The sequence below is a fragment of the Burkholderia plantarii genome (assembly GCF_001411805.1).
In the GTDB taxonomy this organism is placed as follows: domain Bacteria; phylum Pseudomonadota; class Gammaproteobacteria; order Burkholderiales; family Burkholderiaceae; genus Burkholderia; species Burkholderia plantarii.
In genome coordinates, this window is record NZ_CP007212.1 from 1043583 (window position 1) to 1069489 (window position 25907).

Genomic DNA, 25907 nt, shown 5'->3' on the forward strand with positions numbered 1-25907 from the left:
ATTCTACGCCGCGCGCAACGCCGCGATCAGCCGCCGCCGTCAGTGCCCGGTATAAGTGATCCGATAGATCGCGCCCGCGTAATCGTCGCTGACGAGCAGCGAGCCGTCGGGCAGCGGCAGCACGTCGGCGGGCCGCCCCCAGACGCTGCCGTCGGGCCGCAGCCAGCCCTGCGCGAACACCTGCATGCGTGCGCCGCGGCCGTCCGGCCCAGCGGTCACGCTCACCACGCGGTAGCCGACCTTGCTGCTGCGATTCCACGAACCGTGCTCGGCGATGAAGATCGCATCGCGGTACCCGGCCGGAAACATCGTGCCGGTGTAGAAGCGCATGCCGAGCGCCGCCACGTGCGCGCCGAGCTTCAGCGCCGGCGGCGTGAAGCCGCTGCACGGATGGCCCTTGCCGTATTGCGGGTCGGGCGTGTCGCCGGCATGGCAATACGGATAGCCAAAGTCGAGGCCCGCGCGCGGCGCCTGGTTCAGCTCGTCGTCGGGCACGTCGTCGCCGAGCATGTCGCGGCCGTTGTCGGTGAACCACAGCGCGTGCGTGGCCGGATGCCAGTCGAAGCCGACGGTGTTGCGGATGCCGCGCGCGAACACCTGATAATTGCTGCCGTCCGGGTTCATTCGGCCGAGCATCGCGTAGCGGTCGCGATCGGGTTCGCAGATGTTGCAGGGCGCGCCGGTCGGCACATAGAGCTTGCCGTCCGGCCCGAACGCGATGAATTTCCAGCCGTGCTGCCGGTCGGACGGCAGCGAATCGATCACGACCACCGGTTTCGGCGGCGCGGCGAGCTTCGCGTCGATGTCGTCGAGCCGCAGGATCCGCGAGATCGCGGAAATGTAGAGCGCGCCGTCACGGTAGGCCACGCCGACCGGCATCTCGAGCCCGGAGGCGACCACGTGGCGGCCGGTGACGCGGCCCCGTTCGACCGTCAGCGCGTGGACGGCACCGTCGGTCGAGCCGACGTAGAGGATGCCGCGCGGCGACCAGGCCATTTCGCGCGCGGTCGGCACGTCGGCGGCGAACAGCTCGACGTGGAAACCGGGCGGCACGCCGAGCCGCTCGACGGGCGGCGCGGCATCGCTGTCGGCGATGGCCGTGGCGAGGACGAGACAGGCGGCGCCGGTCGCACGCAGGCAGCGGCGCACGGCGGCGAGCGAACGGCGAGAGGCGAAACGGGTCGGGCGCATGGCGGAGCGGGGCGGGGAGCGTGCGCGAGGCACCATGCGGGGATTGTAGAAGCTTGCGAGCGGCTTGGCCGGCGGATCGCCGGCAGTCGGGTACGCCGGGGAACGGGTTCGTGCGTCGGCCGGTCTCGGGCGTGGCGGGCCGACGTTGGTGCCGTCGCGCCTCGCGTGCCGCGCTTTTTTGCGGCGCGGCGTGGTAAGTGTTTGTTATGCCGCTGGTTTCCAGCTATAATCGCTCGTTTCAGCAGTTTCGAACCCGGTTTTCCCGAAGGATTTCATATGGTTATCATCCGTCTGGCTCGCGGCGGCTCGAAGAAGCGCCCGTTCTACAACATCGTCGCCACCGATTCGCGCAATCGTCGTGACGGCCGCTTCATCGAACGCGTCGGCTTCTACAACCCGGTCGCGACGAAGGGCGAATCGCTGCGTATCGCTCAGGATCGCCTGACGTACTGGCAAGGCGTCGGCGCGCAACTGTCGCCGACCGTCGCTCGCCTCGTGAAGGAAGCGCAAAAGGCGCAGCCGGCTGCCTGACATGGCACGGTTTTCCGGTGGTCGCGGCCGCGAGGTGGTCTGAATGTCCGGTCACGATTCATCCGGCGATGCAAAGCGCGGCACACGCGAAGCTTCACAGTTTGGTGTGTTCGTCCGCAAGCCGGTCGAGCGCGCGCCCGCCAAGGGCGACGCGAAGCCGGAAGCAGCAGGCGGGAACCCGGGGCATGCCTCGGCCAGCATCGAGCCGGCGCAGTCCTGGCCTGACGATGCGGTCGAGGTCGGCGCGATCGTCGATGCCTACGGCCTGAAGGGCTGGGTCAAGGTCGTGCCCCACGCGGGCGCGGGCCGCGGCGGCGATGCGCTGCTGAAGGCGCGCCTCTGGTGGCTCGGCAAGGACGCCGAAAGGCTGTCCGCGCAGGTCACGCAGTCCAAGTTGCATGCCGATACCGTCGTCGCGCATCCGGCCGGCCTGGTCGATCGCGATCAGGCGCTGGCACTGCGCGGCTACCGCGTGTTCGTGCGCCGTGAGGATTTCCCGGCGCTCGACACCGACGAATTCTACTGGGTCGATCTGATCGGCCTCGAAGTGGTCAACGAAGCAGGTGTTGCGCTCGGCCACGTCGGCGACATGATCGACAACGGCGTGCATTCGATCATGCGGGTCGACTATCCGGCCAGCGGCAAGGATGGGCGCCCGGTCACCGGCGAGCGGCTGATTCCGTTCGTCGGCGTGTACGTGAAAACGGTCGATCAGGTGGCGAAGCGTATCGTCGTCGACTGGGAAGCCGATTACTGAAATGAATGACGCCAAGGAGCGCGCGATGCAGTTCGATGTCGTCACGCTCTTTCCCGAGATGTTCGCCGCGCTGACCGACTGGGGCATCACCAGCCGCGCCGTGAAGCAAGGCAGTTTCGGGTTGCGCACGTGGAATCCGCGCGATTTCACCACGAACAACTACCGCACGGTCGACGATCGCCCCTACGGCGGCGGTCCCGGCATGGTGATGATCCCGAAGCCGCTCGAGGCGGCGATCGGCGCGGCGAAGGCCGCGCAGGCCGCCCAGGGGATCGCCGCGACGCGGGTCGTGATGATGTCGCCGCAAGGCGCGCCGCTCACGCATGAACGCGTGATGCGGATGGTCGAGGAGCCCGGTGTCGTGCTGCTGTGCGGCCGCTACGAGGCGATCGACCAGCGTCTGCTCGATCGCTGCGTGGACGAGGAAATCAGCCTCGGCGATTTCGTGCTGTCGGGCGGCGAACTGCCGGCGATGGCGCTGATGGATGCGGTGGTGCGTCAGTTGCCCGGCGTGCTGAACGATACGCAGTCGGCCGTGCAGGACAGTTTCGTCGACGGCCTGCTCGATTGTCCGCACTACACGCGGCCCGAGGATTACGAGGGCGTGCGGGTGCCCGACGTGCTGCTCGGCGGCCATCATGCCGAAATCGAGAAGTGGCGGCGCCAGGAATCACTGCGCAACACGTGGCAGAAGCGCCCGGACCTGATCGAACGGGCGCGCAGCAAGCAGTTGTTGAGCCGGGCCGACGAGGCCTGGCTGGCAAGTCTCGCGAAGGCCGCGAAGAAAGCCTTGAACTGAGGCGTTTTCGCGGCGGACCGGGAACCAGGCGGTGTCGCGCATGCGTGCGCGGCGCCAGTTGTGAATCCATCCTCTATCGGGGCCAGGTCCGAACCGGACAGGCGCAAACGCCGACACGATGGCATTGGGAGCAGTCATGAATCTGATCGCAAAACTTGAGCAGGAAGAAATCGAGCGCGCGCTCGCAGGCAAGACGATCCCCGAATTCGCCCCCGGCGATACGGTGATCGTGAACGTGAACGTGGTGGAAGGTAACCGCAAGCGCGTTCAGGCTTACGAAGGCGTCGTGATCGCGAAGCGCAACCGTGGCCTCAACTCGTCGTTCATCGTCCGCAAGATTTCGTCGGGCGAAGGCGTCGAGCGTACGTTCCAGACGTACTCGCCGCTGCTCGCGAGCATCGTCGTCAAGCGTCGTGGCGATGTCCGTCGCGCGAAGCTGTACTACCTGCGCGAGCGTTCGGGCAAGTCGGCTCGAATCAAGGAAAAGCTGGTGTCGAAGGATCGCGCCGCGGCCCAGCAGGCGTAAATGCTGTAAGGAAAAAGCACCCACCCGGGTGCTTTTTTTATTCCGGCGCGACAATACGGTTCCGTCTGACTTTTCCGCGAGCGAGCCCGTGATACGCCGTCCGATCATCGATCCCGAAGTGCTGCCAGTCGAATCGACCGGCGCCGGCCTGCCGGACGTCCCGCGCGAGGTGCTGACGCCGGCGGGCCTGCGTGAGCGCTTCAGCCAGACCTACGACTGGACACAGGAAGCCCACGAGGCGCGGCACGCCGATCGCGATCCGCGCGTCGCGGCCGTGCTGGTGCCGCTCGTCGCGCGCGCCGACGGGCTCACCGTGCTGCTCACGCAGCGCGCCGACCATCTCACCGATCACGCCGGCCAGATCAGCTTTCCCGGCGGCCGCCACGAACCGGGCGATGCCGACGCGACCGCCACCGCGCTGCGCGAGGCCGACGAGGAGATCGCGCTGAGCCGCGAGCACGTGGAGGTGCTTGGCGAGTTGCCCGAATACCTGACCGGCACCGGCTATCGCGTGACGCCGGTGGTCGGCATCGTGCATCCGCCGTTCACGGTGAAGGCCGACACGCTCGAGGTGGCCGAGATCTTCGAGGTGCCGCTCGCGTTCCTGATGGCGCCCGAGCACCACGAGGTGCGTCTCTTCAAATGGGAGGGCGGCGAGCGTCGTTTTTTTGCGATGCCCTATCCGAACGGACGCGACGACGGCCATTACTTCATCTGGGGCGCAACCGCGGGCATGTTACGTAATCTGTACCGTTTCCTGGTCGCGCGCGCCTGAGCCGGCGGCGCCCCGCGCATGGCGCACGGGGCCAGCCCGACGCATCGGGCGGGTCCGCTGTGCTATCGTTATGTGAAAAATCGTATAACCCAGAACGGCACGGCCTTTCGCATGACTTTCTTTTCGGTTCTCCTCGCCCTCATCATCGAGCAGGTGCGCGCGCTGTCGCCGGGAAATCCGGTATTCGCGCTGTTCCAGTTCCATGCGGAAACCGCGGCGCACGGCTTCGATGCCGGCAAGAAGAAGCATGGCGTGCTCGCGTGGCTGGTGGTGGTGGTGCCCTGGGTGCTGGCCGTCGCGCTCGTCTACTACCTGCTGTTCAAGCTCGGCTTCGCGTTCGCGTTCGTCTGGAACGTGGTGGTGGTCTATTTCACGCTCGGCTTCCGGCAGTTCAGCCATTACTTCACCGACATCCATCTCGCGCTCAACAACGACGACGTGCCGCGCGCGCGCGAAGTGCTCAACGAGTGGACCGGGCTCGACACCGTGGACATGCCGGTCGGCGAGATCGTCCGCCACACGCTGATCCACGCCGTGGTCGCCTCGCATCGCCACGTGTTCGGCGTGTTCTTCTGGTTCGTGCTGCCGTTCGGCCCGGCGGGCGCCGTGCTGTACCGGATCGCCGAATACCTGTCGCGCAGCTGGTCGGTGCCGGGCGACGACCGCACCGCCGCGTTCTCGAATTTCGCGCAGCGCGCGTTCTTCGTGATCGACTGGATTCCGTCGCGGCTGACCGCGCTCGGCTTCGCGATCGTCGGCAACTTCGAGGACGCGATCTACGCGTGGCGCAACCACACGCGACAATGGCCCGATTCGAACGACGGCGTGCTGCTGGCCTCCGGAAGCGGCGCGCTCGGCGCGCGGCTGGCCGGCCCGCTCGCGGAGCCGTCGAGCGTTGACGCGCTCGCGGTCGGCGACAGCGGCCCGCTCGCGGTCGGCGACGACTGCACGCCGCGAACGCTGCAGTCGGCGGTCGGCCTCGTCTGGCGCGCCGTGATCCTGTGGATGATCCTGCTGCTGATGCTGACGCTCGCGGTCTGGGTGTCGTGACCGCGCGGCGCGAGAGGCGCCGCGGAAATTGGAAAAGCCGGCCTGCGAGCCGGCTTTTTCGTTGACGACGCCGTAGGGCATGAGCGTTCCTGGCCGGTACGCGTTAGCCGTCGCCGGGCGCCTCGTCGTCGCGCGGGTCGCGGATCCGCGCGCAGCGCCAGCAGGCCGTGAACTGGGCTTCGAGCAGCTCGCCGCAGCCGCCGCAGCGCCAGCGCGACGCGCCAGCGGGCGGTCCGGCGGCGGCTGCCGCGAGCAGCCGGCGCGCGAGTGCGGTATCGCGCTCGTCGTGCAGCCAGATCTCCGGCGCGCACTGATCGGGCGGCAGCCCGCCGAGCGCGCCGGTGGCGAAGCGGTTGTGCAGTTCGCAGCCGACGCCGGCCGTGCTCAGCACGTTGACCCAGTGGTGAGCGGTAGCGAGGTCGGGAGCCGTGAAGCGCATCGCGGGGGGCGGCGGAGTGGGCGGTGTGCTCAGCGCACGATCTGGCTCGCCTCGTGGACGAGCTGCGCATAGAGCGCGTGGCGCGATTTCGCGATCCGCCCGTCCTCGACGGCGGCGAGGATCGCGCAGCCCGGCTCATGCAGGTGATGGCAGTTGTAGAAGCGGCAATCGGCCAGCAGCGGCCGGAACTCCGGGAACGCGCGTTCGAGCCGGCCTTCCGTCAGGTGATGGAGCCCGAACTCCTGGAACCCCGGCGAATCGATCAGCGCGCCGCCGTCGGCAAGCGGATAGAGCCGCGTGAAGGTGGTGGTGTGCCGGCCGCTGTTCAGCGCCGCCGAGATCTCGCGCGTGGCCGCCTCGGCCTCGGGCACGATCAGGTTCACCAGCGTCGACTTGCCCATCCCCGACTGGCCGAGCAGGATCGTCGAATGGCCGGCCAGGCGCGGCATCAGCTGCGCGAGCGTGGCCTCGGGCGCGCCCTTCACCGACAGCTCCACCACGTCGTAGCCGAGCGCGCGATACGGCGCGAGCCGCTCGCGCGCGACCGGCAGCGCGGCCTCGACGTCGATCTTGTTGAGTACCACGATCGGCTTCAGCTCGTTGGCCTCGGCCGCGATCAGCGCGCGGCCGAGCAGGTCCTCGCTGAAGTACGGCTCGGTGGCGAGCACGATCAGCAACTGGTCGAGGTTCGCGGCGAACAGCTTCGACTTGAACTGGTCCGAGCGATAGAGCAGGTTGCGGCGCTCGCCGATCTCGACGATTACGCCCTGGTCGGCCGAACTCTGCTCGTAGAACACGCGATCGCCGACCGCGACCTCGCTCTTCTTGCCGCGCGGGAAGCATTGCAGCATCGGCCCGCCGGCCGCCGGCGCGACGAGGTAATGGCGCCCGTGCGCGGCGATCACGCGCCCCTCGAGGCGCCCGGCGCCCTGGCCCGCTTTGGCCGGCCGGGCCGGCGCGTTCTGGCGGCCGCGCGTCATGCGTGCCGCATCAGGCGATCGATCCGCTGCGAGGCCGGCGGATGCGAGTAGTAGAACGCGGTGTAGACGGGGTCGGGCGTCAGCGTCGAGGCGTTGTCCTCGTAGAGCTTCACGAGTGCGTTGACGAGATCCTGCTTGTCGGTCTGGCTGGCCGCGAACGCGTCGGCCTCGAATTCGTGCTTGCGCGAGCTGAGGCTGCCGAGCGGCGTGAAGAAGAACAGGAACACCGGCAACGCGAGGAAGAACAGCACCAGCGCGAGGCCCGCATTGCTGCCCGCCATCGACGGCAGCGCGCCGAGCCCGGTGTAGAACCAGACGCGGCCCGCGAGCCAGCCGAGCAGCGCGAGCAGCACGAGGCTCAGCGCGAACGCGACGATCATCCGCTTCAATACGTGGCGCAGCTTGAAATGGCCGAGCTCGTGGGCCAGCACGGCCTCGATCTCGCTGCCGGACAGCCGTTCGAGCAGCGTGTCGAAGAACACGATGCGCTTGGTCGCGCCGAAGCCCGAGAAATAGGCGTTGCCGTGCGCCGAACGGCGGCTGCCGTCCATCACGAACAACCCCTTCGCCGCGAAGCCGCAGCGCTTCATCAGGCCTTCGATGCGCGAGCGCAGCGCCTCGTCGCCGAGCGGTTCGAACTTGTTGAACAGCGGCGCGATGAAGGTGGGGAAGATCACCTGCCCGACCAGCTGGAACGCGATCCAGACCGCCCAGGCCCACAGCCACCAGAGCGGGCCGGCGCGGTTCATCAGCCACAGCACGACGAACAGCAGCGGCAGGCCGAACGCGGCGCCGAGCAGCGTGCCGCGCACGAGATCGGTGAAGAACAGCCGGCGCGTCATGCGGTTGAAGCCGAAGCGGCTCTCGATGCCGAACTGGCGGTAGTAGTTGAACGGCAGCTCGACGGCGCTCGTGATCAGCAGCACGATCACGATCAGCGCGATCTGCTGGCCATAGCCGGCGCCGAGCCAGCCGCGCAGCGCATGATCGAGCGCGCCCACGCCGCCCAGCAGCGTCAGCGCGATCAGCACCACGGCGCTCGCGACCACCTCGAGCATCGCCAGGCGTGTGCGCGCCACGGTGTAGTCGGCCGCGCGCTGGTGCGCGTCGAGCGCGATCGTCTCGCGGAACTGGCCCGGCACGCTGGCGCGATGGGCCGCGACGAAGCGGATCTGGCGCGAGGCGAGCCAGAGCTTGGTGCCGACCATCGCGAGGATGGCGGCGGCGAACAGCAGGGTGAACGGTTGGGCGGACATCGGGGGGAGCCAGTAGTATCTATGCGAGAATTATATGTTCTTGCGGTCGGGGCCCGCTCATCGGTCTTCGGCTGCCTAGGCGGCGCATTCGCCACCGCCGATTCTCCAGGAAAACCGTATGACCGATACCCCCGAATCCGCCGGCCAGAGCACGCTCGTGCGCAACGAACTGAACCTCGTCTGGCTCGACATGGAAATGACGGGTTTGAACCCGGATAGCGACCGCATCATCGAGATCGCCGTGGTCGTCACGAACTCGACGCTCGACAAGGCCGTGGAAGGCCCGGTGCTCGCGATCCACCAGAGTGACGAGACGCTCGCGAAGATGGACGCCTGGAACCAGTCCACGCACGGCCGTTCGGGCCTGATCGACCGCGTGCGCGCCTCGACCGTGAGCGAGGCCGACGCGGCCGCGCAGATCGAGGCGTTTCTCGCGCAGTACGTCTCGCCGGGCAAGTCGCCGATGTGCGGCAACTCGATCTGCCAGGACCGCCGCTTCATGGCGCGCTGGATGCCCGAGCTCGAACGCTTCTTCCATTACCGGAACCTCGACGTCAGCACGCTGAAGGAACTTTGCCGCCGCTGGCAGCCGGCCATCTACAAGGGCTTCCAGAAGCGCGCGATGCATACGGCGCTGGCCGACATCCACGAGTCGATCGACGAGCTCAAGTACTACCGCGAGCATTTCCTGATTCCGGCGGCGAGCACGGCGCCCGACGGCGTCTGACGCTTCCTGTCGTGACGGCGGTGGTGGCGCGCACGGCAGCTGCGGCCGTGGCGATGCCGCCGCGCCGCTTACTCCGCGGCCAGAGCGCCCGCCCGGGCCGCCCCGGGCGTCACGCCTCGCGCGGCGGTCGCTGTGCGCTCCTGGGCCGGAACGCGGCCGTCACCTCGGGCCGCGTCTCGATGTAAGGGCCGCCGATCAGGTCGATGCAGTAAGGCACCGCGGCGAAGATGCCCGGCACCGTCACCGCGCCGCCCGTGTCGCGCAGCCCTTCGAGCGTTTCCCGGATCGATTTCGGCTGTCCCGGCAGGTTGATCACGAGCGCCGCGTGATCGGCCGTCTCGCGGATCACCGCGACCTGCCGCGAGAGGATCGCGGTCGGCACGAAACGCAGGCTGATCTGGCGCATCTGCTCGCCGAAACCGGGCATTTCTTTCGTGGCGACCGCCAGCGTGGCCTCCGGCGTCACGTCGCGCCGCGCCGGGCCGGTGCCGCCCGTGGTCAGCACCAGGTCGCAGCCGGCCACGTCGATCAACTCGACGAGCGTGGCCGAGATCAGCGCGGCTTCGTCGGCGATCAGACGCGTCTCGGCGCGCCACGGCGAGGTGAGCGCGCCGCCGAGCCAGCCTTCGAGCGCCGGGATGCCTTGATCCTCGTAATCGCCGCGGCTCGCGCGGTCGCTGATCGACACGAGGCCGACGATCAGCTCGTCGGGGTGCTTACGCTTGGTCGTCGTCATGGTCGTCTTCGTCGTCGCGATCCTCGTCGCGCTCGCCGTCGGCCTCGCCCGGCGTGCCACTCGCGGTCTTGATCCACTGGAACAGCTCGCGGAAGTAGCGCGGCGGCTTGCCCTGCTCGGCTTCCTTGCGCGCGTTGCGGATCAGCGTGCGGCCTTCCTGCACGTCGGCGGCCGGGTAGTCGCGGATGAAGGCGGTCAGCGCGTCGTCGGTGGCGAGCAGCTGGTCGCGCGTGCGCTCGATCCAGTGCAGCCGCGCGGTTTCGGCTTTGTTCACGCCGCGCTGCGCGTCGAGCGCGGACTGCAGCGCCGCGATCTCGGGCTCGGTCAACGCGCGCATCACCTTGCCGATGTACTGCAGCTGGCGGCGCTTGCCTTCGTGGTCGGTGATGCGGCGCGCCTCGCGCACGGCGTCGCCGAGGCTCTCCGGCATCGGCATGCGCTTGAGCGCATCCTTCGGCAGCTCGACGAGGTCGCGGCCAAGCTGCTGCAGCGCGTGCATCTCGCGTTTCAGTTGGGACTTGCTGGGGCGGTCGTAGCCGTGGCCGCTGTCGTCGTCGGCGGGCTCGATCGGTTGGATACGGGTTTTGCGGTTCATGGGCGAGATTGTATCGCGCCGCGAGCCGCCGCCGGTCGCGCGGATGGGGCGGCACGGATAGGTGACGGGGGCCGGACCTTGTTATGATCGCGGGATACGCCAATTTCGAAACAAGCGGGTGCCCGCGCCCGCCACCGGATATCACGACGATGCCTGCCCATATCGACGCACCCGCGCGCCACTTCCCGCACACGCAGGAGCAACTGAAAGAAATCGCCTCGGACATCCTCCGGCACGCGAAGTCGCTCGGCGCGACCGACGCGGCGACCGAAATCTCGGAGGGCGACGGCCTGTCGGTGTCGGTGCGGCGCGGCGAAGTCGAGACGATCGAGCACAACCGCGACAAGATGGTCGGCGTCACGGTATTCATCGGCAAGAAGCGCGGCAACGCCAGCACCTCGGACTTCTCGTCGAGCGCGCTGAAGGACACGGTCGCGGCGGCCTACAACATCGCGCGCTTCACGGCCGAGGACGATGCGGCGGGCCTCGCCGAAGCCGAGCTGCTGGAGACGGCGCCGCGCGACCTCGATCTCTACCACCCGTGGGCGCTCAGCGCCGACGAGGCCGTCGAGATCGCGCGCCGCTCGGAAGACGCCGCGTTCGCGGTCAGCCCGCAGATCCGCAACTCGGAAGGCGCGAGCGTGTCGGCGCAGCATTCGCAGTTCGTGCTGGCCACCTCGCGCGGCTTCCTGGCCGGCTACCCGTATTCGCGTCACTACGTGGCCTGCGCGCCGATCGCCGGCAGCGGCCGCAACATGCAGCGCGACGACTGGTACAGCTCGAAGCGCAACGCCGACGAACTGGCCAGCCCCGAAGCGGTCGGCCGTTACGCGGCCGAGCGCGCGCTGGCGCGGATGGGCGCGCGCCGGCTCGACACGCGCAAGGTGCCGGTGCTGTTCGAGGCGCCGCTCGCGGCGGGCCTGCTCGGCGCGTTCGTGCAGGCCACCAGCGGCGGCGCGCTCTATCGCAAGACCACGTTCCTCGTCGACAGCCTCGGCAAGCCGGTGTTCGCGCCGCACGTGCAGGTGGTCGAGGATCCGCACGTGCCGCGCGCGATGGGCAGCGCGCCGTTCGACGAGGAAGGCGTGCGCACGCACGCGCGCAGCGTGGTGAAGGACGGCGTGGTGGAGGGCTACTTCCTGTCCACCTACTCGGCGCGCAAGCTCAAGACGCAGACCACCGGCAACGCCGGCGGCTCGCACAACCTCGCGCTGCGCAGCACCAGCACGAAGGCCGGCGACGATTTCGACGCGATGCTGAAGAAGCTCGGCACCGGCCTGCTGCTGACCGAGCTGATGGGGCAGGGCGTGAACTACGTGACGGGCGACTATTCGCGCGGCGCGGCGGGCTTCTGGGTCGAGAACGGCGTGATCCAGTACCCGGTCGAGGAGATCACGGTGGCGAGCACGCTGCAGGAGATGTTCCGCCACATCGTCGCGATCGGCGCCGACACGATCGTGCGCGGCACCAAGGAAACCGGCTCGGTGCTGATCGAGCAGATGACGATCGCCGGGCAGTAAGCACCGCGCGGGATTCCCCGCGTTCGGCCGAAACGAAAAGCGCCGCTCGAAGCGGCGCTTCTTGCTGTGCGTGAGAGCGGGCGCCAGGCGGCGCTCAGGGCGCCGGCGCGCGCGTATAGACGACGAACGCGTAGTCGAAGTTGTTCGGCGCGGCCGCGTGATGGCGCTCGCGCGACACCTCGCGCCACTGCGTCGGGTCGGGCGCCGGGAAATGCGCGTCACCGTCGAAATCGGCGTCGATCTCGGTGACGATCAGCTTGTCCGCGTCGCGCAGTCCCTCGGCGTACAGCTGCGCGCCGCCGATCAGGAACGCCTCGGCCGCGCCGTCGCGCGCGGCCGCCGCGAGCGCCTCGGCCAGCGAGTTGACCACGTCGCAGCCGTCGAAGTGCCGCGTCGCATCGCGCGTGACGACGATGTTGCGGCGCCCCGGCAGCGGGCGGCCGATCGACTCGTGGGTCTTGCGGCCCATCACGATCGGCGCGCCCATCGTGGTGCGCTTGAAGAACGCGAGATCCTCGGGGAGCTTCCAAGGAAGCTGGTTGTCGCGGCCGATCACGCCGTTGCGGGCGCGCGCGACGATCAGGCTGAGGGTCGTCATGGGGAATCCGGGTGCGGGCGGGAAAGCGCCCGATTCTACCGGATCGCCGATCGGGGCCGCTTCCGTGACCGCGCGGCCCTGGCATGGGCGCGCCGCGAACGTCGGGGCGCACCCTGCCGGATGCCGGGCGCGATCGCGGCGAGGCGTTCAGTGCGTGCCGCCGAGCGATACGACCACGAGACCGTTGTGCTGCAGGTTGCCGGCGCCGCCGGCGAGGTTCACGCCGAGGCTGCCCGCCACGCCGTCGGCCGCGTCGGCGCCGAACATCGCGTTCGGCATGCCGGCCGACGCGGTGTCGGTGACGGCTGTCGCGCCCGCCGTCGCGCCGACGCCGTCGATCGGGGTGGTGACCGTGCCGCGCATCGCGCTCTGCCCGGGCGGCGCGAGCGAGACGCGGTCGAGCACCACTGCCTGCCGATTGTCGATCGCGGCGCCGGTGCGGTTCGCTATGCCGAGGCTGCCGTGGAGATCGACCATGTTCGGGGTCGGCAGCGGCCGCGCTGCGCGTGGTTTCGTCTGACGCCGGCGCGAGCCGGAGCGCGTTAGCGTCGGCGAACGTCGCGTTGGCCAGCGGGCCCGCGTCGGCCTCGTGATCGGGCATCTGCGCCGCGTCGGCAACCGACAGGAGGACGCCGGCCAGCACGCCGGCCAGCATGGTACCGGCGCGGATTCGAGAAGGGCGGATCGGGTGGGGCAGGTGACGCAGCGGGGCATGACGGGGATCTCCGGCCCGGCAATCGCGCGAAATCCGTGCCATCGCGCGGGCGAGCTGGCCGGGCAGGGCGCGCGGCAACATCGGAACCAATCTGGCCACGTGCGAGCGGCCGAGAACGTTTCAGTTCTGAAACATCGGTCGTCGGGATTACTTCGGATATCCAAGCGATACGAAAGCCTCGACACTGACCCTGCAATCGATCGCGGCGCAACAAGGGAGGCGGGTTGGGCGTGAAGCCAGCCTGCGGCGCCACGGATTCGTCGCGCCGGCTTCACAAAAGTTTTTTGCGCGACATCGGGAGCGACTACATTGAAAACGTGTCGGCACGGCCGATCGCGTCAATCAACAATACGAATAATCAGGGTTGCGCAATACACGAGGAAGCGACCCAGCCACGCGCAATACTTCCGGGGTGACTTCAATGTCTGCAATGTGACGCGCGGATCGAATCACGCCCCCGGGCTTCGTTCGATCCGATGAATGCATGTGAGGCCACACATGCCTGGAATCAGACGAAGGATGATGCGATGGGAATCGCCACTAGGCATCTGATCTATTTTTCTCCGGCGCCGAGCGTCGATCTGCAACGCTGCTTCGACGCGCGCGGCTGGCAGATCGAGGTCGTGCATTCGGCGCGCGAATTGCGCCGGGCGGCCGGACGGGGCGGCATCGCGGGCGGCCTGCTCGACGTGTCGGGCGGGGTCGGCGTGGCCGATCTGCACGACGTCGAGACCTGCCTCACCACGCCGAACGTCGGCTGGATCGCGGCCACGCAGCGCGGCCAGATGCAGGACGCCGCGCTGCGCCGGCTGGTGCGCGACTACTGCTTCGACTACGTGACGATGCCGTGCAGCGGCGAGCGCATCGTCGAGTCGGTCGGCCATGCCTACGGCATGATCACGCTGACCGAACCGCCGCCGCATGCGGGCACGCTCGGCGAAGGCGAGATGGTCGGCGCCTGCGAGGCGATGCTCGCGCTGTTCCGGACCATCCGCAAGGTTGCGTCGACCGACGCGCCGGTGTTCATCGCCGGCGAGTCGGGCACCGGCAAGGAACTGACTGCGGTGGCGATCCACGAGCGCTCGGCGCGCGCGGCGGCGCCGTTCGTGGCGATCAACTGCGGCGCGATCCCGCCTCACCTGCTGCAGTCCGAGCTGTTCGGCTACGAACGCGGCGCGTTCACCGGCGCCACCCAGCGCAAGATCGGCCGCGTCGAGGCCGCGCATGGCGGCACGCTGTTCCTCGACGAGATCGGCGACCTGCCGCTGGAAAGCCAGGCGAGCCTGCTGCGCTTCCTGCAGGAAGGCCGCATCGAGCGGCTCGGCGGCCATGCGTCGATCCCGGTCGACGTGCGCGTGATCTGCGCGACCCACGTCGACATGGAGGCCGCGCTGCGTGCCGGGCGCTTTCGCGAGGATCTCTATCACCGGCTGTGCGTGTTGAAGCTGGTCGAACCGCCGCTGCGCGAGCGTGGCCGCGACATCGAGGTGTTGGCGCGACACATGCTCGAACGCTTTCGCGGCGACGGGCACCGGCGGCTGCGCGGCTTCGCGCCCGATGCGATCGCGGCGCTTCACAACTATGGCTGGCCCGGCAACGTGCGCGAGCTGATCAACCGCGTGCGGCGCGCGATCGTGATGTCGGAGGGGCGCATGATCACGGCGGCCGACCTGGAACTGTCGGGCTTCGTCGACCATGCGCCGGTCTCGCTCGTGGCGGCGCGCGAGGCCGCCGAGCGCCGCGCGATCGAGGTGGCGCTGCTGCGCCATCGCGGGCGCCTGGCCGAGGCCGCGTGCGAACTCGGCGTGTCGCGCGTGACGCTGTACCGGCTGATGCTCGCGCACGGCATGCGCGAACGCGAGCCTGGCGCGGCCGGGCTCGCGGCGCCGGCCGCCGCTGAGCGGCGCGAGGCTTGTTAGAATCGCGGGTGTGGCCGCGCTCGCGGCCGAAGGAACCCGCATGAAACAGTATCTCGATCTCGTCCGCACCATCCTCGACACCGGCTCCTGGCAGGAAAACCGCACCGGCGTCCGCACCATCGGCATTCCCGGCGCGATGCTGCGCTTCGACCTCCAGCAGGGCTTTCCGGCCGTCACGACCAAGAAGCTCGCGTTCAAGTCGGCGATCGGCGAGCTGGTCGGCTTCCTGCGCGCCTCGCGCAGCGCGGCCGAATTCCGCGCGCTCGGCTGCAAGGTCTGGGACGCCAACGCGAACGACAACGCCGCCTGGCTCGCGAACCCGTATCGCACCGGCGTGGACGATCTCGGCGACGTGTACGGCGTGCAATGGCGCAGCTGGCCCGGCTACAAGGTGCTCGACGCGCAGGCGACGGCGCAGGTCGAGGACGCGCTCTCGCGCGGCTACCGGATCGTCACGCGCTTCGACGAGGCGGGCGCGCAGAAGGTGCTGCTGCACAAGGCGATCGACCAGCTGCGCGACTGCCTCGACACGATCATGCGCGACCCGTCGAGCCGGCGCATCCTGTTCCACGGCTGGAACCCCGTGAAGCTCGAGGAAATCGCGCTGCCGGCCTGCCATCTGCTCTACCAGTTCCTGCCGAACCTGGCGAAGCGCGAGATCTCGCTCTGCCTGTACATCCGCAGCAACGACGTGGGCCTCGGCACGCCGTTCAACCTCACGGAAGGCGCGGCGCTGCTGGAACTCGTCGGCCGGCTGACGGGATACCAGCCGCGCTGGTTCAGCTATTTCATCGGCGATGCGCACATCTACGAGAACCAGCTCGACATGCTGCGCCAGCAGCTCGAGCGCGAGCCCTACGAGAGCCCGCGCCTCGAGATCGCCGAGCGCGTGCCCGACTACGCGAAGACGGGCGTCTACGCGCCCGAATGGCTGGAACGGATCGAACCGGCCGATTTCTCGCTGGCCGGCTATCGCCATCACGCGCCGCTGACGGCGCCGATGGCGGTCTGAGCGACGCGCCGGGCGCGTGCCGCCCGGCATCGGAGAGCGCAAAACACGCCCGCGCCAAGTTGGCGCGGGCTTTTTGCTGCCCCGTTCACTCCCGCACGAATCGGGAGCGGGGCCGCGCGATGCGCGGCCGGCGGCGTTGGCGTTGAAGGCGTCGATCAGCCGTGCGCGGGGTGCCCCGGGTGCGGTGCCTCCTGCGGATGCGGCTGTGCCGGCGCCGGGCGCGGTGCTTCCACGTGCGGCGGCGCCATGTGCTGCGACTCAATGCGCTGCGGCTCCATGCGCGGCTGCGGTTGCGGTTGAGGACGCTCGAAATGCGGCTGGGGTGCTTCCATGCGCGGCGCCTCGACGCGAGGCTGCGGTTGCGGGCGTTCGAAGCGGGGTGCCTCGACGTGCGGCTGCGGGGCCGCCATATGCGGTGGTTGTTGCTGGCCGAACTCGGGCCGGGGCGCGTTGACGTGCGGCGCCTGCTGCTCGACGCGCGGCTGGGTCGGTACGTGCATGCCCGGCGCCGCGTGCGGCGTCTGGTTCGGCGCGAAGCCCTGGCCGCCCGGCTGGACCGGCACGCCGTTGACACGCGACTGCACGTTTTGCACGTTCTGGCCGTATCGCTCGCCGAAGTTCGGATGCGGTTGGCCGCCGGGGACTTCGCCGCCGCGCTGGCCCGCCGCGTCGTTGTGCGGGAAGCCGCCGTTGGCGTGCTGCTGCGCGATCGGCGCATGCGGTCGGGTCCACGCCGGCTGGTCGCCGGGGGCCGCCTGCCGGGGCGGCTGCGCGCCGCCCGGCTGCCGCGATTCGGCGGGCGGGCGCGGCACGCCGTTGCCCGGCGTTGGGGCACCCGGCCGCGCGAAGCCGGCGGCGGGCATGCCGTTGCCTCGCATCGCGGCCGCCGACGGCGTGCCCGGCCCGGGATGCGCAGCCGGTCCGCCGCGGCTCGCCTGCAGCACCGGCCCGTGCGGATTCACGAGCTGCACGTTGTGCATCGCCCACGGGTTCCGGCCGCCGTTCGGCGCGGCGCCGCCCGCCACCGGACGGACCGGCCGCGCCGCGTAGTTCGGCGGCGTCGCGGCGCGGATTACCGGCGCGCCCGCGCCCGGCACGCTGCCGCCATGCTGCGCATACTGCTGCGCCTGCCGGTCGTGGAACGCTGCGGGCACGGCCGGATTGCGGGTGGCCACGATCGGATGCGCGAACGCGGCCTGCGGCGGCCGGTAGGCCGCGTTGCGCAGGCCGCCCGAGAAGCTCTGGCGCACTGGCGCGATGCCGGGCGCGCCCGCGCCGATGCGCGCGTTGCGCCACTGCTGCGGATCGACGTGCTGCGCGAAGTGCGCGACCGGCTGCCCGTGCATGAACGCCGTCGCCGGCACGGCGGTGATGGCGTTGCGCACGTGATAGTTCACGTAGGTGTTGTGGATGTTGGTGATGTTGACGGTCTGGTTGACGAACACCGGCCGGTTCACGCGTTCGTAGTAGCGCGGGCTCCAGCCCTGCCAGCCGGGATGCCAGACTTCGCGCGGGCCGAGCGGGAACCACGCGATGCCGGCGGCGAGCGCGCCGCCCGCGGCCAGCCCGACGCTCCAGTCGAAGCCGCCGCCCCCGCCGCCGACGAAGGCCACCAGTGCCGGTGCGTAGCAGGGCGGCGCGGCCGGCACGATCGGGCCGGGCACCCAGCCCCAGCTGTTGTCGACATAGGCCCAGCGGCCGTAATGATAGGGCGCGAAGCCCCACGGCGCATCGTCGACCCAGGTCCAGCCCCACGGCGCCTGCCAGATCCAGTGGCCGGTGTGATAGGGCGCCCAGCCGGCCGGCACGCTGTTCGGAGTCCAGACCGCGCCGTACTCGGGCGTTTCGTGCCAGCTGCCGTTCGCGTCGAGATCCTGGTAGCCGGGGATCTCGCGCGACACGTAGCGCGCCGAGATCGAGCGGTCCTCGGCCGCGTCGCGCGCGCCGCCCCACTGGTCGAACGCATCGGGCGCGGGCGCCGCGCCGCTGCCGGCCGTCTGCAGGCCGGTGCCGGTGAAGGTGACCTGCTGGCCGGGGCCGATCGGCATCTGGCCGCTGTCGCCGTACACGGTCGCGCTGCCGCTGCGCACCGTGACGGTGGTCGAGGCGCCGTCCGGCGCGACGTCGACGCGGTAGTCGCCGGCGCCGTTGATCGCGAGCGCGAGGTTCGGCGTGTCGATTTCATAGGCGCTGCCGGGCGGCACCTCGCGCACGTGCGTCGACAGCGTGCCGAGCGCGACCTTCAACTGCGCGTTGCTGTCGTCGAGGTTCAGGAGCGCGAGCGAGGTCGATTGGTCGAGCCGCACCGCGGTCGAGCCGATATGCATTTCCGAGCGACCGCCGCGATCGTTCCAGAGCTGGTCGCCGGTGGTCAGCGGGCGGTTCACGGCCGCGTAGGACCAGTCGCTCGCGCCGGCGGGCTCGGTCGTCACGGGACCGGACAGATAGTCGAGCCGCGCCACGCGCGATGGCGGGTCGCCGCCCGGCTGCTGCGCGGTTGGTGCGGCGGCCGCGGTGGGCGGCGGAGTCTGGGCGAGCGCGCCCGGCGCGGTGGCGCCGAGCGCCGTGAACGCGGCAAGGGCCAGCGTGGCCAGTGCGGTCGGTGAAGTCGACAGGAACGAAGCGCGGCGTGATGTCATGTTGAACTCGTTGTTCGATATCCGGCGCGGCGGCGCACCGGTGACGTCACTCTACCCGGGCCCGATGTTTCCGGACGCCGGCTTTTGTAATGCGACTCGCGATGGCTGTAACAAAGCATGTCGCCGCGCGCGATTCGTCAACGGCCTGCAAAGCCGCCGTCAACGGCCGGTAAGCAGCCGCTCGAACTGGCGCCGTCCCTCGGGCGTGACGCGCAGGATGCGCGGCTTGCCGGTGGACTCGACCCAGCGCTGCGCGCGGAACGCGTCGAGCAGCGCGGCGCCGAGCGCGCCGGCCAGATGCGCGCGCCGCTCGCTCCAGTCGAGGCAGGTGCAGGCGAAGCGCCGGCGGCGCTGCCGTTCGCCGCCGAGATCGATGCGCCAGCGCGTGAACTGCGCCGCGCCGGCCGGCGTGACCTCGACCTCGCGCGTCTGGGCGGTGAGCCAGCCGGCATCGAGCATGCGCTCGTAGAGCCGCACCGCGAGTTCGCCGGCCATGTGGTCGTAGCAGGTGCGCGCATGGCGCATCTCCATCGGCACGGTGCGCGCTGGCCGGGGCGCCCGCGGCGGCAGGGCGGGCGCGGCGGCCTGCGCGAGATTGGCGAGCGCCTCGATCGCGGCGGCGACATCGGGCGACGCGATCCGGTAATAGCGGTGCCGGCCGCGCACTTCGGGCGTGAGCAGGCCGCCGTCGGTCAGGCGCGCGAGATGCGCGCTGCCGGCCGACGGCGAGAGCCCGGCGAGCCGCGTGAGCTCGCCGGCCGGGCGCGCGCTGCCGTCCATCAGCGCCCACAGCATGGCTGCGCGGCCCGGGTCGGCGAGCAGCGCGCCGATCCGGCTCAGGCCGGGAAAGTGCGGGTCGGTGGCGATCATGGTCGGGTTCCGCGGGAAAGGGATAGCGGCAGTGTAGGCGCGGCACGGATTCAATGATTCGGCTCGACATGAAACGTCGAATGCGCGCCGGCCGCCGGATGCGCCGCGTAGAATGCGTCCCATCCGGAGCGAGACGAGGAAACGATCATGCGTAAACCGACGAAGGCTTGGCTGGCGGCGCTGGCCGTGGCGCTCGTCTGCGCGGGATGCGCGAACGGCGGCGCGGGTGGTGGCGCGGGTGGTGGCGCGGGCCACGGCAGCATCGAGATGTACGGCACGATCGACCAGGGGATCAGCGTCCACAACTGAGTCCGACGCGCATCCCGGCGGGAACACCTCGGCAGAACAAAGCGGCGCGCGGCACATCGTCACGGCCCCGTATAATCGGCGCATCCACACGATCCCGCCCGAAACGGAGCCCAAGATGTCGAATTCCTCGCCCACCGCGCCGCTCGATCGCTCCGAGACGGTGTTCCGTTTCCTCGCCGAGCCGACCTCCGTGAACTTCGGCGGCAAGGTCCACGGCGGTGCGTTGATGAAGTGGATCGACGAAACCGCCTATGCCTGCGCGGCGATCTGGTCGAGCCGCTATTGCGTGACCGTCAGCGTCGGCAACATCCGTTTCCAGCGGCCGATCCTGGTCGGCAACCTGGTCGAGCTGAAGGCGCGCGTGGTCGCCACGGGCCGCACCAGCATGCACATCCACGTATCGGTCCACGCCGGCGATCCGAAAGGCGGCGTGCTTCGCCAGACCACCGACTGCCTGGTGGTGTTCGTGGCCGTCGACGAGAACGGCAACCCGCTGCCGGTGCCGCCGTTCGTGCCCGCCACCGACGAGGAGAAGCGCCTCGCGCAGTACGCGATGGACGTGCGCGCGGCGCTCGACAAGATCGTCGAGCTGAAGCCCGAGGAAGTCGCGAAGGGCACGGTCTGAAACGGCCGGGGCCGGCGGGCGCGATGACGCGCGACGCCGGCCCCGGCAATCTCGCCGCGCCGCCCGGCATTACCGGGCAGCGGCGGCATCGGGCGTGCCCGCTCAGGGCTTGCCGATCATCTCGGCCGGCTTCACCCACTCGTCGAACTGCGCGTCGGTCACGTGGCCGAGCGCGAGCGCGGCGGCCTTCAGCGTGGTGCCGTCCTTGTGCGCCTTCTTCGCGATCTGCGCGGCCTTGTCGTAGCCGATGTGCGGATTGAGCGCCGTCACCAGCATCAGCGATTCGTTGAGCAGCGTGTCGATGCGCGAATGGTTCGGCTCGATGCCGACCGCGCAGTGGTCGTTGAAGCTGAGCGCGCCGTCGGCCAGGAGCCGCACCGACTGCAGCACGTTGTGCGCGATCATCGGCCGGAACACGTTCAGCTCGAAGTTGCCGCTCGCGCCGCCGAAGTTCACGGCCACGTCGTTGCCGAACACCTGGCAGCACAGCATCGTCACCGCTTCCGACTGGGTCGGATTCACCTTGCCCGGCATGATCGAGCTGCCCGGCTCGTTTTCCGGGATCGACAGCTCGCCGAGGCCGCAGCGCGGGCCGCTGGCGAGCCAGCGTACGTCGTTGGCGATCTTCATCAGGCTCGCGGCGACCGTCTTCAGCGCGCCGTGCGCGAACACCAGCGCGTCGGCCGCGGCCATCACCTCGAACTTGTTCGGCGCCGTGACGAACGGCAGCTGGGTGAGCCGGCCGATCTCGTCGGCCACCGCCACCGCGAACTTCGGATGCGCGTTGAGGCCGGTGCCGACCGCGGTGCCGCCCTGCGCGAGTTCGTACAGGTGCGGCAGCGTCGATTCGACGTGGCGGATGCCCTGATCGAGCTGCGCGACGTAGCCCGAGAACTCCTGGCCGAGCGTGAGCGGCGTGGCGTCCTGCAGGTGCGTGCGGCCGATCTTGACGATCGCGGCGAACGCCTTCGACTTCTCGTCGAGCGTCGCGCGCAGGCGCTTCAACGCCGGCAGCAGCCGGGTGTGGATCGCGAACGCGGCGGCGATGTGCATCGCCGTCGGGAACACGTCGTTCGACGACTGGCCGCGGTTCACGTCGTCGTTCGGGTGGACCTTGCGCGACTCGCCGCGCACGCCGCCGAGCAGCTCGCTCGCGCGGTTCGCGATCACCTCGTTGAGGTTCATGTTGGTCTGCGTGCCCGAGCCGGTCTGCCAGACCGCGAGCGGGAACTCGTCCGGGTGCCGGCCGGCGATGATCTCGTCGGCGGCCGCCACGATCGCGTTCGCCTTGTCGTCGGGCAGCACGCCGAGCTCGCGGTTGACGCTGGCCGCCGCGCGCTTGATCAGCGCGAGCGCATGGATCAGCTCGGGCGACTGCTTTTCGGTCGAGATCTTGAAGTTCTGCAGCGAACGCTGCGTCTGCGCGCCCCACAGGCGGGCGTCCGGCACCGCGATCTCACCGAACGTGTCGCGTTCCATCCGTACTGCTTCGCTCATCTTGATGACTCCGTCACTGAAAAAATAGCCATGCCGCGCGGGCGCGGCACGCAAGCGTAGGTAGGGACGGGCGCCGTTCTGACGACGGCGTCCAGAGGCGACAAGCATAGCGCCGCGGGCGATTTTACGTCGGCTCGCGGCACACGGGGGATCGGCGCGGCGCGTGCGCCGTTAGCGGCCGGCGGCCAGCATCGCGGTCTTGCGGTGGAAGCGCCACGTCATCAGCACCGCGACGCTCGCGAGGCCGGCCGCGAGCCCCCACCAGAGCCCGCGCGCGCCAAGCCCGACATGGAACGCGAACCAGTAGCCGACCGGAAAGCCGATGCCCCAGTAGCCGACCGTGGCGGCCAGCATCGGCACGCGCGTGTCCTTGAGGCCGCGCAGGCAGCCCGAGCCGACCGTCTGCACGCCGTCGACGATCTGGAACAGCGCGGCGATGCCGAGCAGCGAGGTGGCCAGCGCGATGGTGCGCGCGTTGGCCGGATCGTCGAGGCGCAGGTAGAGCCCGACGATCGCATGCGGCGCGACGATCATCACGAGCCCTGACAGCGACATGAACGCGACGCCGAGCCCGATCGCGACGAAGCCCGCGTGGCGCGCGGCGAGCGGCGCGCCGGCGCCGGTCCAGTAGCTCACGCGCACGTTGGCGGCCTGGCCGATCGCGAGCGGCACCATGAAGGTGACCGAGGCGATGTTCAGCGCGATCTGGTGCGCGGCGAGCGACGATTCGCCGAGCACGCCGATCGTGAGGCCGGTGGCGAGGAACAGCGTCGATTCGACCCCGTAGGTGATCGCCACCGGCCAGCCGATCCCGACCAGCTCGCCCATCATCGGCAGCTTCGGACGCGAGGCGGCGACGAACCGGCGATAGGTGGGGCGGCCGTGCAGCAGCAGCACGAGCGAGATCGCGGTGAGCCAGATGGTGATGGTGGTGGCCGCCGCCGAGCCGAGGAAGCCGAGCCGGGGCAGCCCGAACGCCCCGTGGATCAGCCCGTAGTTCAGCACCGCGTTGACGCCGACGCTCGCGATCGACACCCACAGCAGGCGTCGCGCCGCGCCGATCGCCGGCAGGAACGAGCGCATCAGGCCGACGCCGATCAGGCTGCCGGGCGCGGCCAGGCTCAGCACGCGCGTGTATTCGCCGATGTGGTGGGCCAGCATCGGCGGCTCGTGGAACATCAGCAGCAGCGGCTCGGCGCACAGCAGCACCACGATCGCCGGCACCGACAGCAGCAGCGCGAGCGCCACGCCGGTCCAGTAGATGTGCGGAATCCGGCTGTCGTCGCGCGCGCCGCGCGCATGCGCGACGCTGACGCTGACCGAGGTCAGCACGCCCTGCAGCACCGTGACGGCGACGAAGAACAGCGTGGCGCCGAGCCCGCCGGCGGCGAGCGAGTCGGGACCGAGCGAGCCGAGCAGCACCGTGTCGGTGACGCTCATCGCCATCTGCGAAAGCTGTGCGATCGCAAGCGGCGCGGCAAGACGGGCGGTGTCGGCGGCGTGGCGGGAAAAGGAGGGCGGCGCGAGGGCGGCGCGAGAGAAGTCGTGGCGCGACATGAGCAGTGCGCGCGAATGCGGGCCCGCGCGGCATTGTTGTACTGAGACGGCAAGCTTACGGGTTTCACCCCCCGCTGTCGAATCGACCGGCGGGGGAGCTTGATGTGCCGTCGTTTGAAGCCGTCGCGCCGGCGCCGGACGCGCATCGGCGACCCACACCGGCGCCCGCGGCGGGGAAAGGAACCGACCCTAAGCGCCGTGGACGGCGATCCGCGTGTCCTCGAACAGCACGACCTGACCCGCGCGGATCTTGCAGGTCTTGCGCAGCTCGACGGCGCCGTCGACGCGCACCGCGCCCGAGGCGACCAGCATCTTGGCGGAGCCGCCGCTGTCGGCCACCCCGGTGATCTTGAGCAGGTTGTGCAGTTCGACGAATTCGCCGGTCAGCGTGAAATCCAGATTGGGCATCGAATGACATGCGCGAAGGGCGCGCATGAGTAAAAAAGACAAGGCTTCGCATCATAAGCCAGCGCGATCGCGGCGGCGAGCGCCGCGTGAGGGCGGCGCCGGCGGCTCCGGTCGATACCGCGCGAAGCCCGGCGGGGCGGGCGCGGCGGCGTATCGGGGCGGCTCGCGCCGCGGTCGCGGCATGCCGGTGCAGGATCGGGAACGAACGCTGCGTGGCATGGAGAGCCGGAATCGACGAGGCGAGCCCGATCGCGTGGGCGGCGACAGGCGCGGATGCGCCGGCCGTGAGCCCGCCCGATAGCGGGGGCGCGTCGGGCAAGTCCCGACGATGACGGCAACGACGGCGCGCCGGCACGGCCGGCCGCCGGCATTCCATGAACCTGCCGCCCGTTGCGGCGGCGTGGCGCGACTCGCCGCAGAGCCGTGTCCCATTCAACCGAGGAGAAATGTCATGTCCGGAATTCGTATGAAGCTGATGAGCGCGCTTGTCGTGACGACCATGGCGTTCGGCGCGACCGCCGCAATGGCCCAGGCGGGCGGCGGAGCGGGCGGTGGTGCCGGGGCGGGTGGTGCCGGCGGCGGTGGCGGCGGCCCGGCCGGCAGCGGCCCGTCGGGCGGCGCCGGCATGAACGCGGGCGGCGGTACCGATGCGGCACCGACCGCGCCGGGCACCGGCCCCGGCGCCGGCGGCACGGGCGCCAAGCATTCGATGAAGTCGCATGCGAAGACGCGGGCGAACAGCTCGATGCATGGCGCGAAGTCGAAGGCGGGCGATGCCGTGAACGGCAACACCAACGGTACGTCGCCGATGGCGGCGCCGGACGGCGGCAACGGCTCGCAGTCGCAATAAGCGCCGCAGGCGTCGACTGCCGTCGCCCAATCACGGTGCGTGCTTGCGCGTAAGCCGTCGTGATTGCCCACGGAGGAGCGGGCCGGATTCCGCGTCGAGCGGTCCGGTCCGTTTCCGTTTATTGAATGCCGCGTGCGGAAAGGACAGGTGCGTGGCCGGGTGGACGCATCCGGACCCGACTGCGCCGGGCGGGCGGGCGAGCGCGCCCGACCGGCGCGATTACGGCCGGCGCTGCTGGCTCTGCTGGGCCGGCGCCTTGGCCTGCATCGGCGTGGCCACCATGAAGATGCCGCGCAGCCAGCCGGCGAGCCGCGAGAAGATGTCGTAGGGTTCCTCGACGAAGATCTCCGGCTTCAGCAGGCGCAGGTATTCCATGATCTGCTGGGCTTCCTGCTTCTGGAACGAGCCGTGCGAGATGCCGAGCCGCAGCAGCCCGCGCAACTCGCCGAGCTTCTCGCGCGCGAGGCTGCCCACGCTCATTTCGCAAGCGAGCTTCGCCTCGTAGACGCGCTGGCGCAGCGACTCGGCAAGCCGCCATGCGGGCGTCTGCATCCGTTCCTCGAGCGTCTGGATGTCGTGGACCGCCGATTTGATCTGCGCGGCGAGCGGCTCGATCTGGGCCGGATCGCCCTGCGCTTCCGTGACGAGCGCGGTGGCCCAGTCCTGGCAGGCTTTCACGAGCTCGTCCGGGGTCCATTCGCTGCGCGACGCGAAGCCGAAGCCGAAGGTTTCCGCCTGCCGCATCATGATCGCGAGCACGTCGGGGAATTCCTTGTCGAGCGTGCGTTTCGCCCACGCGTACTGGCCGCCCTGCAGCATGCGCTGCACGGCGTTTTCGGTCAGCGGCACCATGTTGTCGAGCAGCTTGGCGCGCAGGAAGTCTTCGAACGACGGGGTCGCGAACTGCGGATCGAGCTTCTGCGACACGCGCACGAAGGCCTCGAAGTCCTTGCGCAGCGACGTGATGGTGTCGTCCTTGATCGACAGGGTGATCTGTCCCATGAATCTCTCGAAGCGCGTGGGCGG

At 69.8% G+C, this 25907-nt stretch carries 27 protein-coding genes; 13 read left to right on the top strand and 14 right to left on the bottom strand.

Annotated elements, in window-relative coordinates; genetic code table 11:
* Positions 1–39: 39 nt before the first annotated feature.
* The gene (locus tag bpln_RS04580; protein ID WP_055138180.1) at positions 40–1191 is read right to left on the bottom strand and encodes a PQQ-dependent sugar dehydrogenase; all 1152 of its coding nucleotides are present in this window, start codon (positions 1189–1191) and stop codon (positions 40–42) included.
* A gap of 276 nt (positions 1192–1467) precedes the next feature.
* Between bpln_RS04580 and rpsP the strand changes: the two genes are divergently transcribed.
* The 6 genes from rpsP (at position 1468) to bpln_RS04610 (ending at position 5629) form a co-directional block, all read left to right on the top strand.
* Complete coding sequence (gene rpsP, locus bpln_RS04585; RefSeq protein ID WP_012734974.1) at positions 1468–1722, top strand: 30S ribosomal protein S16; 255 nt, start codon at positions 1468–1470, stop codon at positions 1720–1722.
* A 43-nt stretch (positions 1723–1765) separates the two neighbouring features.
* On the top strand, positions 1766–2479 hold the full coding sequence (rimM, locus tag bpln_RS04590) for a ribosome maturation factor RimM (RefSeq protein ID WP_055138181.1): 714 nt from the start codon (positions 1766–1768) through the stop codon (positions 2477–2479).
* 1 nt (position 2480) lies between these two features.
* Entirely contained in the window at positions 2481–3278 is a 798-nt protein-coding gene (gene trmD, locus bpln_RS04595; RefSeq protein ID WP_042624182.1) for a tRNA (guanosine(37)-N1)-methyltransferase TrmD, read from the top strand.
* A 136-nt stretch (positions 3279–3414) separates the two neighbouring features.
* The gene (gene rplS / locus bpln_RS04600) at positions 3415–3804 is read left to right on the top strand and encodes a 50S ribosomal protein L19 (protein WP_012734977.1); all 390 of its coding nucleotides are present in this window, start codon (positions 3415–3417) and stop codon (positions 3802–3804) included.
* Between the two features lie 88 nt (positions 3805–3892).
* Positions 3893–4579: a CoA pyrophosphatase gene (locus bpln_RS04605; protein ID WP_055138182.1), complete on the top strand. Its 687-nt coding sequence runs from the start codon at positions 3893–3895 to the stop codon at positions 4577–4579.
* Positions 4580–4690: 111 nt separating this feature from the next.
* The gene (locus bpln_RS04610) at positions 4691–5629 is read left to right on the top strand and encodes a CobD/CbiB family protein (RefSeq protein WP_042624184.1); all 939 of its coding nucleotides are present in this window, start codon (positions 4691–4693) and stop codon (positions 5627–5629) included.
* Between the two features lie 103 nt (positions 5630–5732).
* Here the strand turns inward: bpln_RS04610 and bpln_RS04615 are convergent, their stop codons facing one another.
* Genes bpln_RS04615 through bpln_RS04625 form a run of 3 tightly spaced genes read right to left on the bottom strand, consistent with a single transcriptional unit; the run spans position 5733 to position 8304 of the window.
* Positions 5733–6068, bottom strand: a complete 336-nt coding sequence (locus bpln_RS04615; RefSeq protein ID WP_042624185.1) for a putative signal transducing protein — start codon at positions 6066–6068, stop codon at positions 5733–5735.
* 29 nt (positions 6069–6097) lie between these two features.
* Positions 6098–7048, bottom strand: a complete 951-nt coding sequence (gene rsgA / locus bpln_RS04620; RefSeq protein ID WP_042624186.1) for a ribosome small subunit-dependent GTPase A — start codon at positions 7046–7048, stop codon at positions 6098–6100.
* A complete protein-coding gene (locus bpln_RS04625) occupies positions 7045–8304 on the bottom strand; it encodes a M48 family metallopeptidase (RefSeq protein ID WP_055138183.1) in 1260 nt (419 codons plus the stop codon). Before bpln_RS04625 ends, rsgA begins: the two co-directional genes overlap by 4 nt.
* A gap of 118 nt (positions 8305–8422) precedes the next feature.
* On the opposite strand from bpln_RS04625, the gene orn reads away from it, so the two are divergent.
* Complete coding sequence (gene orn, locus bpln_RS04630) at positions 8423–9031, top strand: oligoribonuclease (protein WP_042624188.1); 609 nt, start codon at positions 8423–8425, stop codon at positions 9029–9031.
* A 109-nt stretch (positions 9032–9140) separates the two neighbouring features.
* Here the strand turns inward: orn and mog are convergent, their stop codons facing one another.
* The gene (gene mog, locus bpln_RS04635; protein WP_055138184.1) at positions 9141–9767 is read right to left on the bottom strand and encodes a molybdopterin adenylyltransferase; all 627 of its coding nucleotides are present in this window, start codon (positions 9765–9767) and stop codon (positions 9141–9143) included.
* Entirely contained in the window at positions 9748–10362 is a 615-nt protein-coding gene (gene yjgA, locus bpln_RS04640) for a ribosome biogenesis factor YjgA (protein WP_042624190.1), read from the bottom strand. The genes mog and yjgA overlap by 20 nt, the downstream gene beginning before the upstream one ends.
* Positions 10363–10511: 149 nt before the next feature.
* On the opposite strand from yjgA, the gene pmbA reads away from it, so the two are divergent.
* The gene (gene pmbA / locus bpln_RS04645; RefSeq protein WP_042624191.1) at positions 10512–11882 is read left to right on the top strand and encodes a metalloprotease PmbA; all 1371 of its coding nucleotides are present in this window, start codon (positions 10512–10514) and stop codon (positions 11880–11882) included.
* 94 nt (positions 11883–11976) lie between these two features.
* Here pmbA and bpln_RS04650 read toward each other — a convergent pair whose 3' ends face one another.
* Together bpln_RS04650 and bpln_RS36595 are read right to left on the bottom strand one after the other, a co-directional pair.
* Positions 11977–12480: a dihydrofolate reductase gene (locus bpln_RS04650; protein WP_055138185.1), complete on the bottom strand. Its 504-nt coding sequence runs from the start codon at positions 12478–12480 to the stop codon at positions 11977–11979.
* A gap of 147 nt (positions 12481–12627) precedes the next feature.
* Complete coding sequence (locus bpln_RS36595; protein ID WP_055138186.1) at positions 12628–12957, bottom strand: hypothetical protein; 330 nt, start codon at positions 12955–12957, stop codon at positions 12628–12630.
* 765 nt (positions 12958–13722) lie between these two features.
* Here bpln_RS36595 and bpln_RS04660 point away from each other — a divergent pair.
* Positions 13723–15114: a sigma-54 dependent transcriptional regulator gene (locus bpln_RS04660; protein ID WP_055138187.1), complete on the top strand. Its 1392-nt coding sequence runs from the start codon at positions 13723–13725 to the stop codon at positions 15112–15114.
* Between the two features lie 40 nt (positions 15115–15154).
* The gene (locus tag bpln_RS04665) at positions 15155–16126 is read left to right on the top strand and encodes a thymidylate synthase (RefSeq protein WP_055139443.1); all 972 of its coding nucleotides are present in this window, start codon (positions 15155–15157) and stop codon (positions 16124–16126) included.
* A gap of 155 nt (positions 16127–16281) precedes the next feature.
* Here the strand turns inward: bpln_RS04665 and bpln_RS04670 are convergent, their stop codons facing one another.
* Entirely contained in the window at positions 16282–18765 is a 2484-nt protein-coding gene (locus tag bpln_RS04670) for a DUF6600 domain-containing protein (protein WP_055138188.1), read from the bottom strand.
* 159 nt (positions 18766–18924) lie between these two features.
* Positions 18925–19635: an ArsR/SmtB family transcription factor gene (locus bpln_RS04675; RefSeq protein ID WP_055138189.1), complete on the bottom strand. Its 711-nt coding sequence runs from the start codon at positions 19633–19635 to the stop codon at positions 18925–18927.
* Between the two features lie 147 nt (positions 19636–19782).
* Here bpln_RS04675 and bpln_RS37115 point away from each other — a divergent pair, with 147 nt between their 5' ends.
* Together bpln_RS37115 and bpln_RS04680 are read left to right on the top strand one after the other, a co-directional pair.
* Positions 19783–19944: a hypothetical protein gene (locus tag bpln_RS37115; protein ID WP_167352303.1), complete on the top strand. Its 162-nt coding sequence runs from the start codon at positions 19783–19785 to the stop codon at positions 19942–19944.
* 115 nt (positions 19945–20059) lie between these two features.
* Positions 20060–20569, top strand: a complete 510-nt coding sequence (locus bpln_RS04680; RefSeq protein WP_042624197.1) for an acyl-CoA thioesterase — start codon at positions 20060–20062, stop codon at positions 20567–20569.
* 102 nt (positions 20570–20671) lie between these two features.
* Here the strand turns inward: bpln_RS04680 and fumC are convergent, their stop codons facing one another.
* The 3 genes from fumC to bpln_RS04695 form a co-directional block, all read right to left on the bottom strand.
* Positions 20672–22066, bottom strand: a complete 1395-nt coding sequence (gene fumC, locus bpln_RS04685) for a class II fumarate hydratase (protein ID WP_042624198.1) — start codon at positions 22064–22066, stop codon at positions 20672–20674.
* Positions 22067–22237: 171 nt separating this feature from the next.
* Positions 22238–23623 (bottom strand): MATE family efflux transporter, encoded by a 1386-nt coding sequence (locus bpln_RS04690; protein WP_042624199.1) that lies wholly within the window; start codon positions 23621–23623, stop codon positions 22238–22240.
* Between the two features lie 189 nt (positions 23624–23812).
* A complete protein-coding gene (locus bpln_RS04695; RefSeq protein WP_042624200.1) occupies positions 23813–24031 on the bottom strand; it encodes an RNA-binding S4 domain-containing protein in 219 nt (72 codons plus the stop codon).
* A gap of 451 nt (positions 24032–24482) precedes the next feature.
* On the opposite strand from bpln_RS04695, the gene bpln_RS37280 reads away from it, so the two are divergent.
* Positions 24483–24881: a hypothetical protein gene (locus bpln_RS37280; protein WP_175937985.1), complete on the top strand. Its 399-nt coding sequence runs from the start codon at positions 24483–24485 to the stop codon at positions 24879–24881.
* Between the two features lie 219 nt (positions 24882–25100).
* Here bpln_RS37280 and bpln_RS04705 read toward each other — a convergent pair whose 3' ends face one another.
* Entirely contained in the window at positions 25101–25883 is a 783-nt protein-coding gene (locus bpln_RS04705; protein WP_042624201.1) for a DUF4088 family protein, read from the bottom strand.
* Positions 25884–25907: the final 24 nt, after the last annotated feature.

Excerpts from the sequence above, each read along its gene's own strand:
- bpln_RS04580 (WP_055138180.1), bottom strand. The coding sequence starts at position 1,191 with ATGCGCCCGACCCGTTTCGCCTCTCGCCGTTCGCTCGCCGCCGTGCGC.
- rpsP (WP_012734974.1), top strand. The coding sequence starts at position 1,468 with ATGGTTATCATCCGTCTGGCTCGCGGCGGCTCGAAGAAGCGCCCGTTC.
- rimM (WP_055138181.1), top strand. The coding sequence starts at position 1,766 with ATGTCCGGTCACGATTCATCCGGCGATGCAAAGCGCGGCACACGCGAA.
- trmD (WP_042624182.1), top strand. The coding sequence starts at position 2,481 with ATGAATGACGCCAAGGAGCGCGCGATGCAGTTCGATGTCGTCACGCTC.
- rplS (WP_012734977.1), top strand. The coding sequence starts at position 3,415 with ATGAATCTGATCGCAAAACTTGAGCAGGAAGAAATCGAGCGCGCGCTC.
- bpln_RS04610 (WP_042624184.1), top strand. The coding sequence starts at position 4,691 with ATGACTTTCTTTTCGGTTCTCCTCGCCCTCATCATCGAGCAGGTGCGC.
- bpln_RS04615 (WP_042624185.1), bottom strand. The coding sequence starts at position 6,068 with ATGCGCTTCACGGCTCCCGACCTCGCTACCGCTCACCACTGGGTCAAC.
- rsgA (WP_042624186.1), bottom strand. The coding sequence starts at position 7,048 with ATGACGCGCGGCCGCCAGAACGCGCCGGCCCGGCCGGCCAAAGCGGGC.
- bpln_RS04625 (WP_055138183.1), bottom strand. The coding sequence starts at position 8,304 with ATGTCCGCCCAACCGTTCACCCTGCTGTTCGCCGCCGCCATCCTCGCG.
- orn (WP_042624188.1), top strand. The coding sequence starts at position 8,423 with ATGACCGATACCCCCGAATCCGCCGGCCAGAGCACGCTCGTGCGCAAC.
- mog (WP_055138184.1), bottom strand. The coding sequence starts at position 9,767 with ATGACGACGACCAAGCGTAAGCACCCCGACGAGCTGATCGTCGGCCTC.
- yjgA (WP_042624190.1), bottom strand. The coding sequence starts at position 10,362 with ATGAACCGCAAAACCCGTATCCAACCGATCGAGCCCGCCGACGACGAC.
- pmbA (WP_042624191.1), top strand. The coding sequence starts at position 10,512 with ATGCCTGCCCATATCGACGCACCCGCGCGCCACTTCCCGCACACGCAG.
- bpln_RS04650 (WP_055138185.1), bottom strand. The coding sequence starts at position 12,480 with ATGACGACCCTCAGCCTGATCGTCGCGCGCGCCCGCAACGGCGTGATC.
- bpln_RS36595 (WP_055138186.1), bottom strand. The coding sequence starts at position 12,957 with ATGGTCGATCTCCACGGCAGCCTCGGCATAGCGAACCGCACCGGCGCC.
- bpln_RS04660 (WP_055138187.1), top strand. The coding sequence starts at position 13,723 with ATGGGAATCGCCACTAGGCATCTGATCTATTTTTCTCCGGCGCCGAGC.
- bpln_RS04665 (WP_055139443.1), top strand. The coding sequence starts at position 15,155 with ATGAAACAGTATCTCGATCTCGTCCGCACCATCCTCGACACCGGCTCC.
- bpln_RS04670 (WP_055138188.1), bottom strand. The coding sequence starts at position 18,765 with ATGACATCACGCCGCGCTTCGTTCCTGTCGACTTCACCGACCGCACTG.
- bpln_RS04675 (WP_055138189.1), bottom strand. The coding sequence starts at position 19,635 with ATGATCGCCACCGACCCGCACTTTCCCGGCCTGAGCCGGATCGGCGCG.
- bpln_RS37115 (WP_167352303.1), top strand. The coding sequence starts at position 19,783 with ATGCGTAAACCGACGAAGGCTTGGCTGGCGGCGCTGGCCGTGGCGCTC.
- bpln_RS04680 (WP_042624197.1), top strand. The coding sequence starts at position 20,060 with ATGTCGAATTCCTCGCCCACCGCGCCGCTCGATCGCTCCGAGACGGTG.
- fumC (WP_042624198.1), bottom strand. The coding sequence starts at position 22,066 with ATGAGCGAAGCAGTACGGATGGAACGCGACACGTTCGGTGAGATCGCG.
- bpln_RS04690 (WP_042624199.1), bottom strand. The coding sequence starts at position 23,623 with ATGTCGCGCCACGACTTCTCTCGCGCCGCCCTCGCGCCGCCCTCCTTT.
- bpln_RS04695 (WP_042624200.1), bottom strand. The coding sequence starts at position 24,031 with ATGCCCAATCTGGATTTCACGCTGACCGGCGAATTCGTCGAACTGCAC.
- bpln_RS37280 (WP_175937985.1), top strand. The coding sequence starts at position 24,483 with ATGTCCGGAATTCGTATGAAGCTGATGAGCGCGCTTGTCGTGACGACC.
- bpln_RS04705 (WP_042624201.1), bottom strand. The coding sequence starts at position 25,883 with ATGGGACAGATCACCCTGTCGATCAAGGACGACACCATCACGTCGCTG.